The 14,505-nt window shown below is 70.2% G+C and carries 14 protein-coding genes and 1 pseudogene; 7 read left to right on the forward strand and 8 right to left on the reverse strand.

Translation table 11 applies throughout. The features are described 5' to 3' along the window. The 5 genes and pseudogenes from ACW9TB_RS36620 to ACW9TB_RS36640 form a co-directional block, all read right to left on the reverse strand. A partial coding sequence (locus ACW9TB_RS36620; RefSeq protein WP_472752748.1) for an alpha-amylase family glycosyl hydrolase occupies positions 1 to 415 on the reverse strand: 415 nt, incomplete at its 3' end. Positions 416 to 946: 531 nt separating this feature from the next. After that, positions 947 to 2,407: pseudogene (locus tag ACW9TB_RS36625) on the reverse strand (SAV_2336 N-terminal domain-related protein); the annotation flags it as partial. Further along, the gene (locus ACW9TB_RS36630; RefSeq protein ID WP_472752710.1) at positions 2,404 to 3,486 is read right to left on the reverse strand and encodes an AAA family ATPase; all 1,083 of its coding nucleotides are present in this window, start codon (positions 3,484 to 3,486) and stop codon (positions 2,404 to 2,406) included. The pseudogene ACW9TB_RS36625 and the gene ACW9TB_RS36630, both read right to left, overlap by 4 nt. Next, positions 3,483 to 4,670 carry a VMAP-C domain-containing protein gene (locus ACW9TB_RS36635; protein ID WP_472752711.1) on the reverse strand — a complete coding sequence of 396 codons (1,188 nt, stop codon included), beginning with the start codon at positions 4,668 to 4,670 and terminating at the stop codon, positions 3,483 to 3,485. The genes ACW9TB_RS36630 and ACW9TB_RS36635 overlap by 4 nt, the downstream gene beginning before the upstream one ends. A 43-nt stretch (positions 4,671 to 4,713) precedes the next feature. After that, positions 4,714 to 5,145: a hypothetical protein gene (locus ACW9TB_RS36640; protein ID WP_472752712.1), complete on the reverse strand. Its 432-nt coding sequence runs from the start codon at positions 5,143 to 5,145 to the stop codon at positions 4,714 to 4,716. Positions 5,146 to 5,515: 370 nt separating this feature from the next. On the opposite strand from ACW9TB_RS36640, the gene ACW9TB_RS36645 reads away from it, so the two are divergent. From ACW9TB_RS36645 to ACW9TB_RS36660, 4 genes are all read left to right on the forward strand, one after another. Then, positions 5,516 to 6,703, forward strand: coding sequence for an RtcB family protein (locus tag ACW9TB_RS36645; RefSeq protein ID WP_472752713.1), 1,188 nt, complete (start codon positions 5,516 to 5,518; stop codon positions 6,701 to 6,703). Positions 6,704 to 6,853: 150 nt separating this feature from the next. Next, a complete protein-coding gene (moaA, locus tag ACW9TB_RS36650) occupies positions 6,854 to 7,843 on the forward strand; it encodes a GTP 3',8-cyclase MoaA (RefSeq protein WP_472752714.1) in 990 nt (329 codons plus the stop codon). Between the two features lie 75 nt (positions 7,844 to 7,918). Next, the gene (gene mobA / locus ACW9TB_RS36655) at positions 7,919 to 8,590 is read left to right on the forward strand and encodes a molybdenum cofactor guanylyltransferase (protein ID WP_472752715.1); all 672 of its coding nucleotides are present in this window, start codon (positions 7,919 to 7,921) and stop codon (positions 8,588 to 8,590) included. Next, positions 8,587 to 8,844 carry a DUF6457 domain-containing protein gene (locus ACW9TB_RS36660; RefSeq protein ID WP_472752716.1) on the forward strand — a complete coding sequence of 86 codons (258 nt, stop codon included), beginning with the start codon at positions 8,587 to 8,589 and terminating at the stop codon, positions 8,842 to 8,844. The genes mobA and ACW9TB_RS36660 overlap by 4 nt, the downstream gene beginning before the upstream one ends. A gap of 195 nt (positions 8,845 to 9,039) precedes the next feature. On the opposite strand, the gene ACW9TB_RS36665 is transcribed toward ACW9TB_RS36660, so the two are convergent. Next, a complete protein-coding gene (locus ACW9TB_RS36665) occupies positions 9,040 to 9,351 on the reverse strand; it encodes a DUF3099 domain-containing protein (protein WP_472752717.1) in 312 nt (103 codons plus the stop codon). A 75-nt stretch (positions 9,352 to 9,426) separates the two neighbouring features. On the opposite strand from ACW9TB_RS36665, the gene ACW9TB_RS36670 reads away from it, so the two are divergent. Both ACW9TB_RS36670 and ACW9TB_RS36675 read left to right on the forward strand, forming a co-directional pair. Continuing rightward, positions 9,427 to 9,639, forward strand: a complete 213-nt coding sequence (locus tag ACW9TB_RS36670; protein WP_389913214.1) for a dodecin — start codon at positions 9,427 to 9,429, stop codon at positions 9,637 to 9,639. 38 nt (positions 9,640 to 9,677) lie between these two features. Beyond that, a complete protein-coding gene (locus ACW9TB_RS36675; protein WP_472752718.1) occupies positions 9,678 to 10,808 on the forward strand; it encodes a carcinine hydrolase/isopenicillin-N N-acyltransferase family protein in 1,131 nt (376 codons plus the stop codon). A gap of 7 nt (positions 10,809 to 10,815) precedes the next feature. Here ACW9TB_RS36675 and ACW9TB_RS36680 read toward each other — a convergent pair whose 3' ends face one another. Both ACW9TB_RS36680 and ACW9TB_RS36685 read right to left on the reverse strand, forming a co-directional pair. Further along, the gene (locus ACW9TB_RS36680; RefSeq protein ID WP_472752749.1) at positions 10,816 to 12,183 is read right to left on the reverse strand and encodes a metallopeptidase TldD-related protein; all 1,368 of its coding nucleotides are present in this window, start codon (positions 12,181 to 12,183) and stop codon (positions 10,816 to 10,818) included. A 41-nt stretch (positions 12,184 to 12,224) separates the two neighbouring features. Further along, complete coding sequence (locus tag ACW9TB_RS36685; RefSeq protein ID WP_472752719.1) at positions 12,225 to 13,724, reverse strand: TldD/PmbA family protein; 1,500 nt, start codon at positions 13,722 to 13,724, stop codon at positions 12,225 to 12,227. Positions 13,725 to 13,800: 76 nt separating this feature from the next. On the opposite strand from ACW9TB_RS36685, the gene ACW9TB_RS36690 reads away from it, so the two are divergent. Continuing rightward, positions 13,801 to 14,505, forward strand: a complete 705-nt coding sequence (locus tag ACW9TB_RS36690; protein WP_472752720.1) for a beta-ketoacyl-ACP reductase — start codon at positions 13,801 to 13,803, stop codon at positions 14,503 to 14,505.

Below are 14,505 nucleotides of genomic sequence, written 5' to 3' on the forward strand. Positions count from 1 at the left end.
CGTTGTCGTTCCAGACGTAGAAGTCACCGAACGGCCCCTCGGGGTCGTGGCGGGAGGCCTGGAACCACGGGTGCTGGTCACTGGTGTGGTTGAGGGGCAGGACCATGACGATCCGCATGTCTCGCTTGTGAACCTCGTCGACCAGCTTCACGAAGTCCCCGATGTCGCCGAAGCCGGGAAGGATCTTCATGAAGTCGGCGATGTCGTGACCGCCGTCACGAAGGGGTGACTCAAGGATCGGGTGCAGCATCAGGCAGTCGACGCCCAGCCACTGGAGATAGTCCAGTCTCTGGATGAGACCTCGGAGGTCGCCGACCCCGTCGCCGTTCGAGTCACTGAACGAGCCGACGAGCACCTCGTAGAAAATGGACCTCCTGTGCCACTGCGGGTCGCCTGGCCGGTCCTCGTCGGCGATGTGGGCCGGGCGCGGGCCCTGAACCGTCCTGGGGACCGGCGAAGGCTCCGGGGACACGGCCGCGGTCCGGGGGACCTGCGTGCCCTCCCACAACCGCTGGAACTCCTCGACGGCGCCGCCGATCGCCCTGACGACGAGCTGGAGGTGGGGCCACGTCGGCGGTTCTTCGCAGCGCAGCACCTCGCCCACCGTGTCGCGGCCCACCGCTCCTTCCGTACGCCTGGAGATCTCCCGGACGCTCGGCTCCCCGTGGCTCCGGTGGAGCTCCCGCAGCCGGGACTGGAGCCTGTCCAGGGCGGCCTCGGGGTCCCTGTCCGGCGCCGCCGAGAGGCGATCCGCCAGGGCCCGGTAGGGACCGCCGAGCTTGGCCAGGACGGTCGCGGCGACATGGGCGAAGGGCCGGTCGCCGTCACCCGGGGCGGGAAGCGGGGCACCTTCGGGATCCGCGAGCATCGCGGCGAAGTCGAAGGAGTGCCCGAGGCGGTCGGCGACGAATCCGCTGCTCCTCCGCAGCACGGTGATCAGCTCGTCTCGCGACAGGTGGTCGTTCAACGCGTCGCGGACCCCGGGCGGGAAGTCGTACGGGAGGGTCTCCACGTCGTGGTCCCGGTCCGGTGTCCCAACGGGGCGGAGCAGGCCGCTGAGGAGCACCTCGGCGAGGTGGGCGGTGTCGGAGAGGGGCAGCATGGTCTGCTGGATGAGGAGCATCACGGGGAGGTTGAGCCAGGACGCGGAGAGGTAGCAGGCGAGCCGGAAGGCGGTCGGCGAGGCCGCGGCCCGGAACCGGCGGACCGTCTCGGCCCCGTCGACCTCCGCCGGAAGTCGTTCGGCCACCTCTCCGGGCACCGGGTCGGCGGAGAGCAGGGCCGCCTGGTGCCTCCGCGGCCCTCCGGCGACGAGCCGCGCCCATGGCGAAAGCCAGCGGCTCGACATCTCCAGGACGGGAACGGGGATCCCGCCGGTGGCACGGCCGCCCCCCGCCCCCAGGATCCGGTAGTCCCACAGGTCGTTGGCCAGGCCGGGCGCGGAGGAGTGGAGGGAGGCGGGCACGACCCTCAGTCCCGCGCTGTTCCACATGCGCTGCGGAATCACGGTGATGACCGCCATCGAGGCGCTCTCACCCCATCGGCTCAGCGCCTGGTTCATTCTCCCGTCTCGCCACTTGCGGCCGATCCCGTCGGTGACCACGAGGATGATCTGGCGGAGCGCCGGGTTCAGCAGGGTTTCCGGCTCCCGGGACGCCCCCGCGGCATGGCTGCTCAGCGCCCGGGGTCTGACGGTGAGCGGCGAACGCGGATCGTCGGAGCCGTCGAGCGCGAAGATCTGGACCCGGCGGAACGCGCCGAGACGTTCGGCGAGCTTCTGCAGGTCGACGATCGTGCGTCGCCATACGGCCATGGAGGGGCACGCGTCGACGACGATGGTCAGGTCGAGCCAGGGGACGGGCGCGGGCCGCAGCACGGGTATCCAGATCCCCTCCTCGGCGATCTGCCTGGCCGTGGCCTCCTCGTCGACGAGGAAGGAGGTGGAGGAGGGGACCCGGCGCTTCAGCGGCGCCAGCGCTCGGGCCAGCCGGTGCTGGTGGCGTAGCGCCGGGACCGCGGGGCTTCGCGCGGGCACCCCCCGGATCCGGTTCCCGGCGTCCCCTCCGGCACCGGAGGCGTAGAACGCGGTCGCGGCCGATTGGTCGGCGGGGAGAAGCCGCCTGGAATCCGGGTCGTCCGCCTCGGCGGCTCCCTGCCCGTCGGCGGGGAACGGCCCGGATCCGGGGCCGGTCCCCGGCCGGTCCGGCCGCTCGGCGTCCATCCGCCGTCCGGGACGGGGCATGCCCGCGACGGGCTGGGACTCGTGCCGGTACGTGCCGGACCCATCCTGGTCGGGGACGGTCACATGAGGCGCGAGCCACAGGATGTCACGTAGTTCCCGCAGGTCAGGGGTGATACCGGCCGTTTCGAGCACCATGAGGAGGTGGCCGGCGGAGTCTCGGTTCATTCCGTGCCGATGCTCGTGAGAGGCCGCATCACCGCGGTCGCTATCTCGTTGAGCAGGGCGGTGTCCTCGGCGGACCGGCCCTCGTGCCTGCTGCCGGAACCGGCGAGATAGACGGCGTTGAGAAGCTGGTCGGTGGTGACCATCTCGCCGCGCCTTCTCCGCTCCAGGAACCTCTCGATGTGCTGCCCGGCTGCCGCGGCGGCGTCGTGGCCCAGATGGGAGACCAGTATCGCGGTGAGCTGCTCGACGTCGGGCGGCTGCAGGTGCAGATGGAGACAACGACGCAGGAACGCCGGTGGAAACTCCCGCTCGCCGTTGCTGGTGAGGACGACGAACGGGAAGGCGAGACACCGGACCCGTCCGCGGTGGACCTCGGTGTGGCCGTCGGGGTCCGCGGTCATCACCTTCACGTCGGCGGCCTCGTCGGGGAGCCGCACGAGTTCGTCGATCTCGTACTCGCCCTCCTCGAACACGTTGAGCAGGTCATTGGGAAGATCTATATCGCTTTTGTCGATCTCGTCGATGAGCAGGACGCGCGGCTTCGCGTACGGCAGCAGAGCGGTGCCCAGCGGCCCCAGACGCAGGTGACGGCCGATGTCGTCGGCCAGTGACGACTCCCGGCCGTTCGAGGACGAGCCGGGTCCTTCGGACGGAGGGTTCCGGTCACGGAGCTGCCTCAGGTTCTCCTCACGGAGCCGTCCGATCGGGTCGTAGCGGTACAGACCTTCCCGCAGGGTGGACCTGGTCGTGATCGGCCAGCGCAGCACCGGCCCCAGCTGGAGTTCCTTGGCCACGGCGGAGGCCAGGGTGGACTTGCCGATCCCCGGGGACCCCGTGACGAGGAGAGGGCGGCGCAGGAAGAGCGCCGCGTTGATCATCTGGATTTCCGACAGCCTCGGCGCGGGTTGTACGCCCCTGCCGAGCCGCCGGACGAGACCGGGATCGTCGGGAGCGCCGGAGGGTACCGGATTGGGCTCCGAGGAGCCACCGTCGAACGCGCGCCAGTTCGGGGGTGCGGGAAGACGCTCGATTCCGTCGTGCGGAACCCCGGTTCCGGTGTAAATGGGCCAGGCGCTCATGACGTGAACCCTTTCGTTCTGGGAGGAAGGAAGTCCAGCTCCGGCGGAACGCGCTCCGGGTCGTCCCACAGCAGGACGAGATCCCGGCCGGGATGGTCAGCCGCGGCCTTCGGATAATCGGCGGCGAGGCGCTGATGGCGAACCACGTCCGGCAGGTCACGAAGGGACCGGTTGCGCAGTATCTTCTCAAGCGCCTCCCGGCGGGACTCCCGGACGCCGCCGCGCCGATGCCAGAGGAGAACCGGAGTGCCGGCGCTGAACGCCGCCCGCAGGATGTGACTCCTGTGTACGCCCACGGCTTTCTCGTGGACCAGCGCGGTGCACACGGACAGGGTCGGCGAGGCCGGGTCGAAGGATTCGTCGTCGAAGGCGTCGCCTATCCAGCGGATCGCCTTCTCGTTGTAGGTCGCGCATTTCGCCAGTTCTTCCCACTTGGCGTGCCACGGCTTGCGCCACGCGGGATCGGCGAGCCTGTCCAGAGGTCGTACGACGACCGGAAACACGACCCCGATCTCCTGGGAGGTCCCGTCGAGGCAAACGGCGATCTTCTCTACTTCTTCGTCGAGCATGTCCTCCGGGACGAGAAACTCCACGACGGGAGCCACTCCGTCCGAGGTGAAACCCAGCTCGTCCACGAGTTGTTTGACGGCGTCCGCCAGTTGCTCCCAGGTCCAGGGCTCCTCGGTGCTGACTATCTTCCGGCCGACACGGCCGCTGTAAATCCAGGCCGTGACCTGGTAGCCGTCCCCCAGCAAATCGTGTTCCAGCCGCAGGACGAGGGAGACCCGGTGCAGTCTTCCTTCTATTTCCCTGAGTTCGGCCATGTCGACGTTGTAGCGCGGTGCGACCTCGTCGATCCATTCCCGGATCCGGTCCTCGGTCACGGTGTCGGATTCGGCCGCCATGCGTACCAGGAATTCAAACAGGGGCATGGGCTCCACGGGTCCGCGCAGCACCTGGACCACCGACATCAGGTCGTCGGGGCAGGAGGGCGGCCTGACTTTCATGATGCGACGTACGGCCTCCTGGTAGATCGCCCGTATGTTGGCCGGGGCCGGCGCGCCGTCCAGGATCCTCTTGAGCCGTTTGTATTCGTCGAAGTCGAGGATCAGGCCCGGCGTCGCCATGATCGAGAGCTTTTCCGGGAATATGCCCTGCCTGCGGTCCACCAGTTTCCCGGTCACCGCCCCGTGATAGGTCCCGCCGGAGAACTCGATGTCGTCGCGGTCAGCGCCGCTCATCGGGCTCTCGCCGTGGAGAGTCGGCGGGAGGAGTCGTCGATTTCCCCGTTACCGGCCCGTGATAGGTGCCGCCGGAGAACTCGATGTGATCACCGGCGTAGGTGGAGGTGTTGTGTTCCGCTGGAGCGGCGTCGCGTCCGGCGGGTTTCAGCGGTGAGTCCGACGGCGAATTCGCTGGTAGCGAGGCATCCGCCGGAACATTCCGCGTTTCCGCCGCGCCCGCGGGCGACGCCGAGTCCGTCAGCCGATAGGCCACCAGGGTGCCGGCCGTGGCCAGCGCCAGGGCGATCAGGCCCCACCACCAGTTCCATACTCCGTCGTTGAGTATCTGATTACTGGCCACCGCCACTCCCACCGAAAGCACGATCGAAACCGCGATCATCGGGAGCCTTCGGCGGGCCTTGGACTGAGACGTCATGTGTTCATCCTGTCCCCACGTCCTCGCGCGGGAAGGCGCTGTGGCCGAACGGTAACCGGCCGCCTGGAATCGGCTGAATAGCGCGAGAAGCATTGAGAAGCAGGAGGAGAGGCCTTTCTGTCGGGTTACCGTTGTCGTGAGAATGTGGAGTCCGGGTGACGACGGTTCTTCGTCCTTCCTTCACGTGGATCGAGGACCGGGATGACCGCATCACCCGAATCTCGTTCGCTTTTCGGTCCTCGCCGTCGCGGGGCCGCCCCGGCGTCCCGCGCGGGGCCGTGACTCAATGGATATCGAGTTGCGGGCGGCCGGTGGTTCTGGCCTTATTGATCACACATTCGGGATGTGACCGGGAGGAGGCGATGTGGAGATGTCGTACAACGAGGTGATGGGCGGGCGTGCGCCGATCCGCATGTGGGCCGACCCGGCCGAGGTCGAGCCGAACGTGATGCGGCAGCTGCGCAACGTGGCGAACCTGCCGTGGGTGCGAGGAGTCGCGGTGATGCCGGACGTGCATCACGGGAAGGGCGCGACCGTGGGATCGGTCATCGCGATGCGCGACGCGGTCTCACCGGCGGCGGTCGGGGTCGACATCGGGTGCGGGATGACCGCGGTGCGGACCTCGTTCAGGGTCGAGAGCCTTCCCGACAACCTGGCGTACCTGCGTTCGAAGCTGGAGCAGGCGATCCCCGTCGGGTTCGGGCACCACCAGCGGCCGGTCGACCCCACCAAGCTGCACGGGTTCGAGAACGCCGACTGGGCGGGGTTCTGGAAGGACTTCGACGCGCTGGCCCCGGCGGTGCACGCGAGGCGGGAGCGCGCCGAGGCGCAGATGGGCACCCTGGGCGGGGGCAACCACTTCCTGGAGGTGTGCGCCGACGACGAGGGCACGGTCTGGGTGGTCCTGCACTCCGGATCGCGCAACATCGGCAAGGAACTGGCCGAATACCACATCGGCCAGGCCCGGGACCTGCCGCACAACCAGGACCTGCCCGACCGCGACCTGGCGGTGTTCCTCGGGGGCACCCCGCAGATGGACGCCTACCGGCGTGACCTGTTCTGGGCGCAGGACTACGCGCGGCGCAACCGCGCGATCATGATGGCCCTGGTCTGCGACGTGCTCCGGCGCCACCTGGCGGGCATCACCTTCGAGCGGCCGATCTCCTGCCACCACAACTACGTGGCGGAGGAGAGCTACGACGGTGTGGACGTGCTCGTCACCCGCAAGGGCGCGATCCGCGCGGGATCCGGCGACTTCGGCATCATCCCCGGCTCCATGGCGACCGGCACCTACATCGTGAAGGGCCTGGGGAACACCGCCGCGTTCAACTCGGCCTCGCACGGCGCGGGCCGCCGGATGAGCCGGACCAAGGCGAAGAAGACCTTCACCCTGGCCGACCTCAAGGCGCAGACCGCCGGGGTCGAGTGCCGCAAGGACACCGGGGTGATCGACGAGATCCCCGGCGCGTACAAGGACATCCGGTCGGTCATGGCGGCGCAGGCCGACCTGGTCGAGGTCGTCGCCCACCTGCGGCAACTGGTCTGCATCAAGGGCTGAGGGGCCTACGGGGGCGTACGAGGTCATCGCGCCAGGAATCAATTGATTCATGGTGATGTTGGAATGATGAGGCCTGTTTAAGGCTGGCAGGGGGCTGGCCGTAGGCTGGCCCCCTGTTCCAACAGGTGACCAACTGAGAGGTGGCGTCCCGTGTTGCAGGATTCCTTCGGTCGTGTGGCCACTGATCTGCGGGTGTCCCTCACCGATCGCTGCAACCTGCGCTGCTCCTACTGTATGCCCCCAGAGGGCCTCGAATGGCTGCCGAAACCCGAGCTGCTCACCGCCGACGAGATCGTCCGGCTGGTCACCATCGGGGTGGAGCGGCTCGGCATCACCGAGGTCCGCTACACCGGCGGCGAGCCCCTGCTCCGCCGCGAGCTGACCGACATCGTGACCCGCACCACCGCCCTCGACCCCGCCCCGCAGGTCTCGCTGACCACGAACGGGATCGGGCTGAGCAGGATGGCCGCCTCCCTGGCCGCCGCCGGTCTGCACCGGGTCAACGTCTCCCTCGACACCCTCGACCGCGAGACCTTCAAGAGGCTCGCCCACCGCGACCGCCTGGCCGACGTCCTCGAAGGGCTGGAGGCGGCCGACGCCGCCGGGCTGCGCCCGGTCAAGGTCAACACGGTGCTGATGCGCGGGGTCAACGACCACGAGGCCGTGCCGCTGCTCCGCTACTGCCTGGAGCGGGGCTACGAGCTCCGGTTCATCGAGCAGATGCCGCTGGACGCCCAGCACGGCTGGCGCCGGGAGAACATGATCACGGCTGACGAGATCCTCGCCACGCTCAAGGCCGACGTCGACCTGACCGACGCCGACTCGGCGGAGCGCGGCAGCGCCCCGGCCGAGCTGTTCCTCGTCGAGGGCGGCCCGGCCAGGGTGGGGGTCATCGGCTCGGTCACCCGCCCGTTCTGCGGCGCGTGCGACCGGGTACGGCTCACCGCCGACGGCCAGATCCGCAACTGCCTGTTCGCCACCGACGAGTCCGACCTGAGGGCCGCGATGCGCGCGGGCGCCGGTGACGACGAGATCACCGAGCGCTGGCGGGCCGCGGTCCGGACCAAGAAGGCCGGTCACGGCATCGACGACCCGGCCTTCCTGCAGCCGTCCCGCCCGATGTCCGCCATCGGCGGCTGACGCCCCCGCCCGGAGATCCAGACCCAAAGATCCAAAGACCCAGGATCCGGAGACCCAGAGACCCGGAGGTGCCCGATGACCGCCCGCCACGACGCCTGCATCCTGGCGGGCGGTCTCGCGCGAAGACTCGGCGGGCGGGACAAGCCCGGCCTGCGCGTCTCCGGCCGCCCGCTGATCGAGTCGGTGGCCGCCGCCGTGCCCGGCGCGGCGAGGCTCGTCGTCGTCGGGCCGCCGCGCCCCGGGCTGCCGCGCGCGGTCTTCCGGCGTGAGGACCCGCCGGGGGGCGGCCCGGTCCCGGCGCTGCGGGCGGGCCTGGCCGAGGTGACCGCGCCGTGGGTGGCGCTGCTCGCCGCCGACCTCCCGTTCCTGACCGCCCGGCACGTGGACGCCCTGCTGGACGCCGCCGGGGCGGGGGACGGGGAGCCGTACGCCGACAGGGCGGGGGCGGTGCTCCTCGACGACGGCGGGCGCGAGCAGTGGCTCGCCGGGGTGTGGCACACGCGGAGCCTGGCGCGGGCGCTCGCCCGCTACGAGGGGCGGTCGCTGCACGGGCTGCTGGCCCCGCTCGCCCCGGTCACGCTTCATCTCACCGGGCAGCCGTGGTTCGATTGCGACACCATGGACGATCTACAGCGGGCCCGGACGGTGGAGCCGGGCCCCGGCGGCGGAGACGCGGATCCCGGCGAGGGTCGCGAGAGCGGCGACGGCACGGGACGGGCGCGACCGCGGACAAGGAGCGAGGGATGAACGTGCTGGCGGAGTGGACCGCGCTGGTCTGCCGGGAACTGGGTGTCGATCCCGCGGTGGTGGACCGCGACGAGGTGCTGGACCTCACCAAGGAGGTCGCGCACGGGGTGGCCCGGCCGGCCGCGCCGCTGACGGCCTATCTGCTCGGCCTGGCCCAGGGGGCCGGCACGGCACCGCCGGACATCGTGGAGCGGCTGACCACGCTGGCGCGCAACTGGGAGCAGGCGACGACCGAGACGCTGGGCGACAAATAGCGCCGAAGAAAGGGCGTCTCATCGTTAAAGTTTGGGAAAAGGGCGACGCCGGGTGGTTACGGGGGCAAACCACCCGGCGTCGCTTCATCGGCGTTCCGACGGGGGCCCGGAACGCCGGCAACAGTGCCCCGACGGGGGACCAGGGCACTTGGCTAAAGCGTACACCTACTACCCTTGGGGTGCGTCAAGACTTAGTCACGACCCGATCTCGCGTCGGTGGCGCGGAATCTGGTTTTGTCCGAAATCTTCCACGTCAGGGGCATGCGGAACCCCGCGTGGCGGCGCGTTGGCCCCGATCACGGCAATGTATGGTAAAAAGATCGCCCCGGCGAAGAGTAGCAGCCGGACGGGCATCGGAGCGGGCACCGTGAAGGCGAGGACCAGGCAGATCAGCCGGATCCCCATCTTGATGAAGTAGCTCTTCTCGCGCTTGCCGATGTCGGCGCTGAGCGAGGGCTGGGCGTCCGTCACCTGATGAACCACCGGACGCTTGCGCCAACCCTTCACGACTCCCAATTTAGGCCTCATATCGGCTGGGTGCGAACGGTCATGTAATCGTGGCTTTCCGGGAAGAAGCAGGGGATGACAGATCGAACGTATCGGGTGACCGAGATAGTCGGCACTTCGGGGGAGAGCATCGAGGCCGCCGTACGCAACGGGGTCCGCCGGGCCTCCCAGACCCTGCGCCATCTCGACTGGTTCGAGGTGACCGAGATCCGAGGGCACATCGAGGAGGGGGAGATCGGCCACTTCCAGGTCGGCCTGAAGATCGGATTCCGCCTGGAAGACGACTGAGCCTGTACGACGGGTGCCCGGTGACGCAGACTGCGGGGATGGAGCAGACCCGGGCCCGGAGGGCGGGAAGGCCGCGCGGCGCGGCGGCGGTGGCACGGGCCGCGCTGGCCGCGGCGGTGATCCTCCCGGCGGGGTGCGCCACCCCGCCGGGCGGCGCGCCCCCCGTGCCCGCCGTCACCGGAGTCGTCTCACGAACCACACCCGCGCCCCCCGTACCGCAGCCCTCGCCCACCACGGGCGCCGGGCCGCGGGCCGGAACAGAGGAGGAACCGCTGCTGCGCCAGAGCGCCGCCGACGTCGCGCGGACGATAGGCAGCCTCCGCAGGATCGACGACCTGCCGCTGTACGAGATGGCCTTCCACGGCTCGTACGACCGCGAGGCGCCCCTCGGTGAGGAGGAGCTGGCGGGACGCGCCGACGGCTGGGCCTGCTCCCTGTTCGCCCTCGGCGGCGACCGGCCGCTGTTCGGCCGCAACTTCGACTGGGACCCCAACCCGGCGCTGATCGTGCACGCCGACCCGCCTGACGGCTACGCCTCGGTCTCCGTCGTCGACCTGTTCCACCTGATCGGCGGCTCCGCCCCGCCGGACCTGTCCGCCGCGCCCGCCCGCCGCAGGATGGCCCACGCGGTGCTCGCCCCCTTCGACGGGGTCAACGAGAAGGGCCTGGCGATCGGGATGGCCACGTCGCCGGAGGGCGGGCTGCCCGCCCGCTCTCCCGGCCGCCCCGACATCGGCAGCGTACGCGTCATCAGGATGATGCTCGACAAGGCGGCGACCGTGGACGAGGCACTGGCGATCATGCGCCGCCACGACGTCGACTTCACGATCGGGCCGCAGGTCCACTACCTCATCGCCGACGCGGCGGGCCGGTCGGCCGTCGTGGAGTACGCGCGGGGCAGGCTCAACGTCATCGACGACCGCGTGCTCACCAACTTCGGCATGACGGGCACCTCCGCCGCCCAGCGCCGGGCCGACCCCCGCTACCGCACGCTCGCCGAGGGGCTGCCCGCCACCCGGGACTGGCGCGACGCGATGGGCCTGCTGCGGCGGGTGGCCCAGACGCACACCCGCTGGTCGGTCGTCTACGACCTCACCGACGCCACCGCCCGCGTCGTGGCGGGCCAGCGCTGGGACACCGTGCACACCGTCCCGCTCGTCCAGCGCTGAGCGGGAGCTAGCTGGCCTGGCTGACCGTCGACATGTTGAAGTCGGGCACCCGGATCGGAGGCATGATCGCGCGGTTGAAGTAGTCGCTCCACTCGCGCGGCAAGGTCTGCTCCGAGGCGCCGATCTCGGTGAGACGGCGGAGCAGGTCCACCGGGCTCTCGTTGAAGCGGAAGTTGTTCACCTCGCCCACGACCTCGCCGTTCTCCACCAGGTAGACGCCGTCGCGGGTCAGGCCGGTCAGCAGCAGCGTCTGCGGGTCGACCTCGCGGATGTACCACAGGCAGGTGAGCAGCAGGCCGCGTTCGGTGGAGGCGATCATCTCCTCCAGCGACCGCCCGCCCTCGGGCCCCCGCATGATCAGGTTGTCGACGGCCGGGGTCACCGGCAGGCCGGTCAGCTCGGCCGAGTGCCGGGTCTGCAGCAGGTTGGCCAGCCTGCCGCCGGAGATCCAGTCGGTGGGCGCCAGCGGCAGCCCGTTGTCGAACACCGAGTTCTCCCGGCCGGAGGCGTGCGCCACCACGAACGGCGGGCACTCGATGCCCGGTGCCGAGGGGTCGCCGTACAGGCGGACCGGCAGCTCGGAGAGGACGTCGCCGACGCGGGTGCCGCCACCGGGCCTGGAGAAGACCGTGCGCCCCTCCAGGGCGTCGCGCGCCCCGGTCGTCCAGTACAGGTACGTCATCAGGTCGGCCACGGCCGTCGGCGGCAGCAGCGTCTCGTACCGGCCCGCGGGCAGCTCGACGCGGTTCTTCGCCCACTCCAGGCGCCGGGCCAGCGACGCGTCCAGGGCCGCCACGTCGACGTCGGAGAAGTCGCGGGTGGACACGCCGGTCCACGCCGAGCGCCGCGTGTCGGCGGACTTGGCGTTGAGCTCCAGGCGGCCGGTGGGCTGGGTGTGCCGCAGCCGGGCGCCGGTCGAGGTGCCCACGAAGGTCGTCGTGACGGTGTGCTCGGCGAACCCGTACAGCCTGCGTCCGCCCGCCTCGGCCGAGGCGAAGGCCTCGCCCAGGGCGGGGGCGAAGGCGCCGAACACCCCGATCGAGGTCGGCTCGGCGGGGGCGTCCCAGTCGTCGGAACGGGTGCCCTCCAGCAGCGGCCGGGCGTCCTCGGACGGCCGCGCGTCCTCCGCGGCGTGGTCGGCGGCGGCCACGACGTCGTCGAGCTGGTCGGGACGGACCGCCGCCCGCGACACCACGCCCACACCGCGGCCCACGATGGAGATCACGGTCAGCTGTGAGGAACGGGACACGCCGTTGGTGGTGAGCGTGTTGCCCGCGAAGCGCAGGTTGGCACTCGACCCCTCGTCCACGATCACGACGTTGTCGTCGGCCGTGGAGAGCTCAAGAACCCTCTCGATCATCTCCTGGGGAGTCATCCCGCTCCTCTCCTGTTCTTCCACCCGCTCGTCGTACGCGCTCAACTGCCACTCTCCTGGACGGTGTTGAGGACGCGCACGCCGCGGAAGAGCGCCGACGGGCAGCCGTGGCTCACCGGCGCGATCTGGCCGGGCTGTCCCTTGCCGCAGTTGAAGGCCCCGCCCAGCACGTACGTCTGCGGCCCGCCGACCGCCGCCAGCGAGCGCCAGAAGTCGGTCGTCGTGGCCTGGTAGGCGACGTCGCGCAGCTGCCCGGTGAGCCTGCCGTTCTCGATCGAGTAGAACCGCTCGCCGGTGAACTGGAAGTTGTACCTCTGCATGTCGATGGACCAGCTCCTGTCGCCCACCACGTAGATGCCCCGGTCGACGCCGGAGATCAGCTCCTCGGTGGTGGGGCCGTCGGGCGCGGGCCGCAGCGACACGTTGGCCATCCGCTGGATCGGGGTGTGGCCGGGGGAGTCGGCGAAGGCGCAGCCGTTGGAAGCGCCCAGGCCCTTCAGCAGCGCCATCCGCCGGTCGAGCTGGTAGCCGACCAGGACACCGCCGGAGACGATGTCGAACTCCCTGGTCGCCACCCCCTCGTCGTCGTAGCCGATCGTGGACAGGCCGTGCTCGACGGTGCGGTCACCGGTCACGTTCATCACCTGCGAGCCGTACACCAGCGTGCCCAGCTGGTCGAAGGTGGCGAAGCTCGTCCCCGCGTACGCCGCCTCGTAGCCGAGGGCGCGGTCGAGCTCGGTGGCGTGCCCGATCGACTCGTGGATCGTCAGCCACAGGTTCGACGGGTCGATCACCAGGTCGTACGGCCCCGCCTCGACGGAGGGCGCCCTGAGTTTCTCCTCCAGCAGCTCGGGGATGCGCGCCAGCTCCTTGGGGAAGTCCCAGCCGGTGCCGGTGAGGTACTCGTACCCCCGGCCGACGGGCGGGGCGAGCGTCCGCATCGAGTCGAAGCGGCCGTCCAGCACCCTCGTCGCCTTCAGCTGGGGATGGACGCGCACCCGCTGCTGCGTGGTGGAGGTCCCGGCCGTGTCGGCGTAGAACTTCTGCTCCTTGACCTGCATCAGCGACGCCTGGACGTGGTCCACGCCGGGATCGCGCAGCAGGCCGCCCGACCAGTCGGCGAGCAGCGCCGCCTTGTCGCGCATCGGCACCTCGAACGGGTCGACCTCGTAGGAGGAGACCCAGGTGACGCCGGAGTGGACCGCCTCGGGCGCCAGCTCGACGGGCTCGCGGTTGACCGCCGCGGAGACGACCGCGACCTCCACCGCCTGCTCGGCGACCCTGACGGCCGCCTCGGGGGTGAGCTCGATGCCCCCGGCGAAGCCCCAGGTGCCGTTCTTGACGACCCGTACGGCGTAACCGAGGGTGTCGGCGTCGATGGAACCTTCCAGCGCGGCGTCGGAGAGACGCAGGGTCTCCCCGCGGATGCGCTCCAGCCGGAAGTCGGCGTGCTCGGCGCCCAGGTCCCGGGCGCGCTGCAGGGCCGCGTCCGCCAGCCGGCGCAGAGGCAGGGCGAGGAAGTCGGAGTCGATCTGGCGCATGTCAACGATCCTAGCCCTGCGATCTTGTCCTTCCCGGACAAGGTGGTTACCCCCGGGTAGCCGATACCTTCTGACCATGGCTCGATCTGTTCTCGTAACCGGCGGCAATCGCGGCATCGGCCTCGCGATCGCCCGCGAACTCGCCCAGGCAGGCGACGCCGTCGCCGTGACCTACCGTTCCGGACAGCCCCCCGAGGGCCTGTTCGGCGTGCGCTGCGACGTGACCAGCACGGCCGACGTGGACGCCGCCTTCGCGAAGGTCGAGGCCGAGTACGGCCCGGTCGAGGTGCTTGTCGCCAACGCGGGCATCACCAGGGACACGCTGCTGCCGATGATGAAGGAGGAGACCTTCACCGACGTCATCGACGCCAACCTGACCGGCGCCTACCGGGTCGCCAAGCGCGCCACCCGCGGCATGCTGCGGCTCAAGCGCGGGCGCATCGTGCTGATCTCCTCGGTGGTCGCCATGCTCGGCTCCGCGGGGCAGAGCAACTACGCCGCCTCCAAGGCAGGCATGATCGGCTTCGCCCGGTCGGCCGCCAGGGAGCTGGGCTCGCGCAACATCACCGTCAACGTGGTCGCCCCGGGTTTCGTGGAGACCGACATGACGGCCGAGCTGGACGCGGCGTACCAGGAGCAGATCCGTAAGACCATCCCCCTGGGCCGTTACGCCGCCCCGGAGGAGATAGCGCGCGTGGTCAGGTTCCTGGCCGGCGAGGACGCCGCCTACATCACGGGGGCCGTCATCCCCGTTGACGGCGGCCTGGGAATGGGGCACTGA

The sequence above is a fragment of the Streptosporangium sp. H13245 genome (assembly GCF_055690525.1).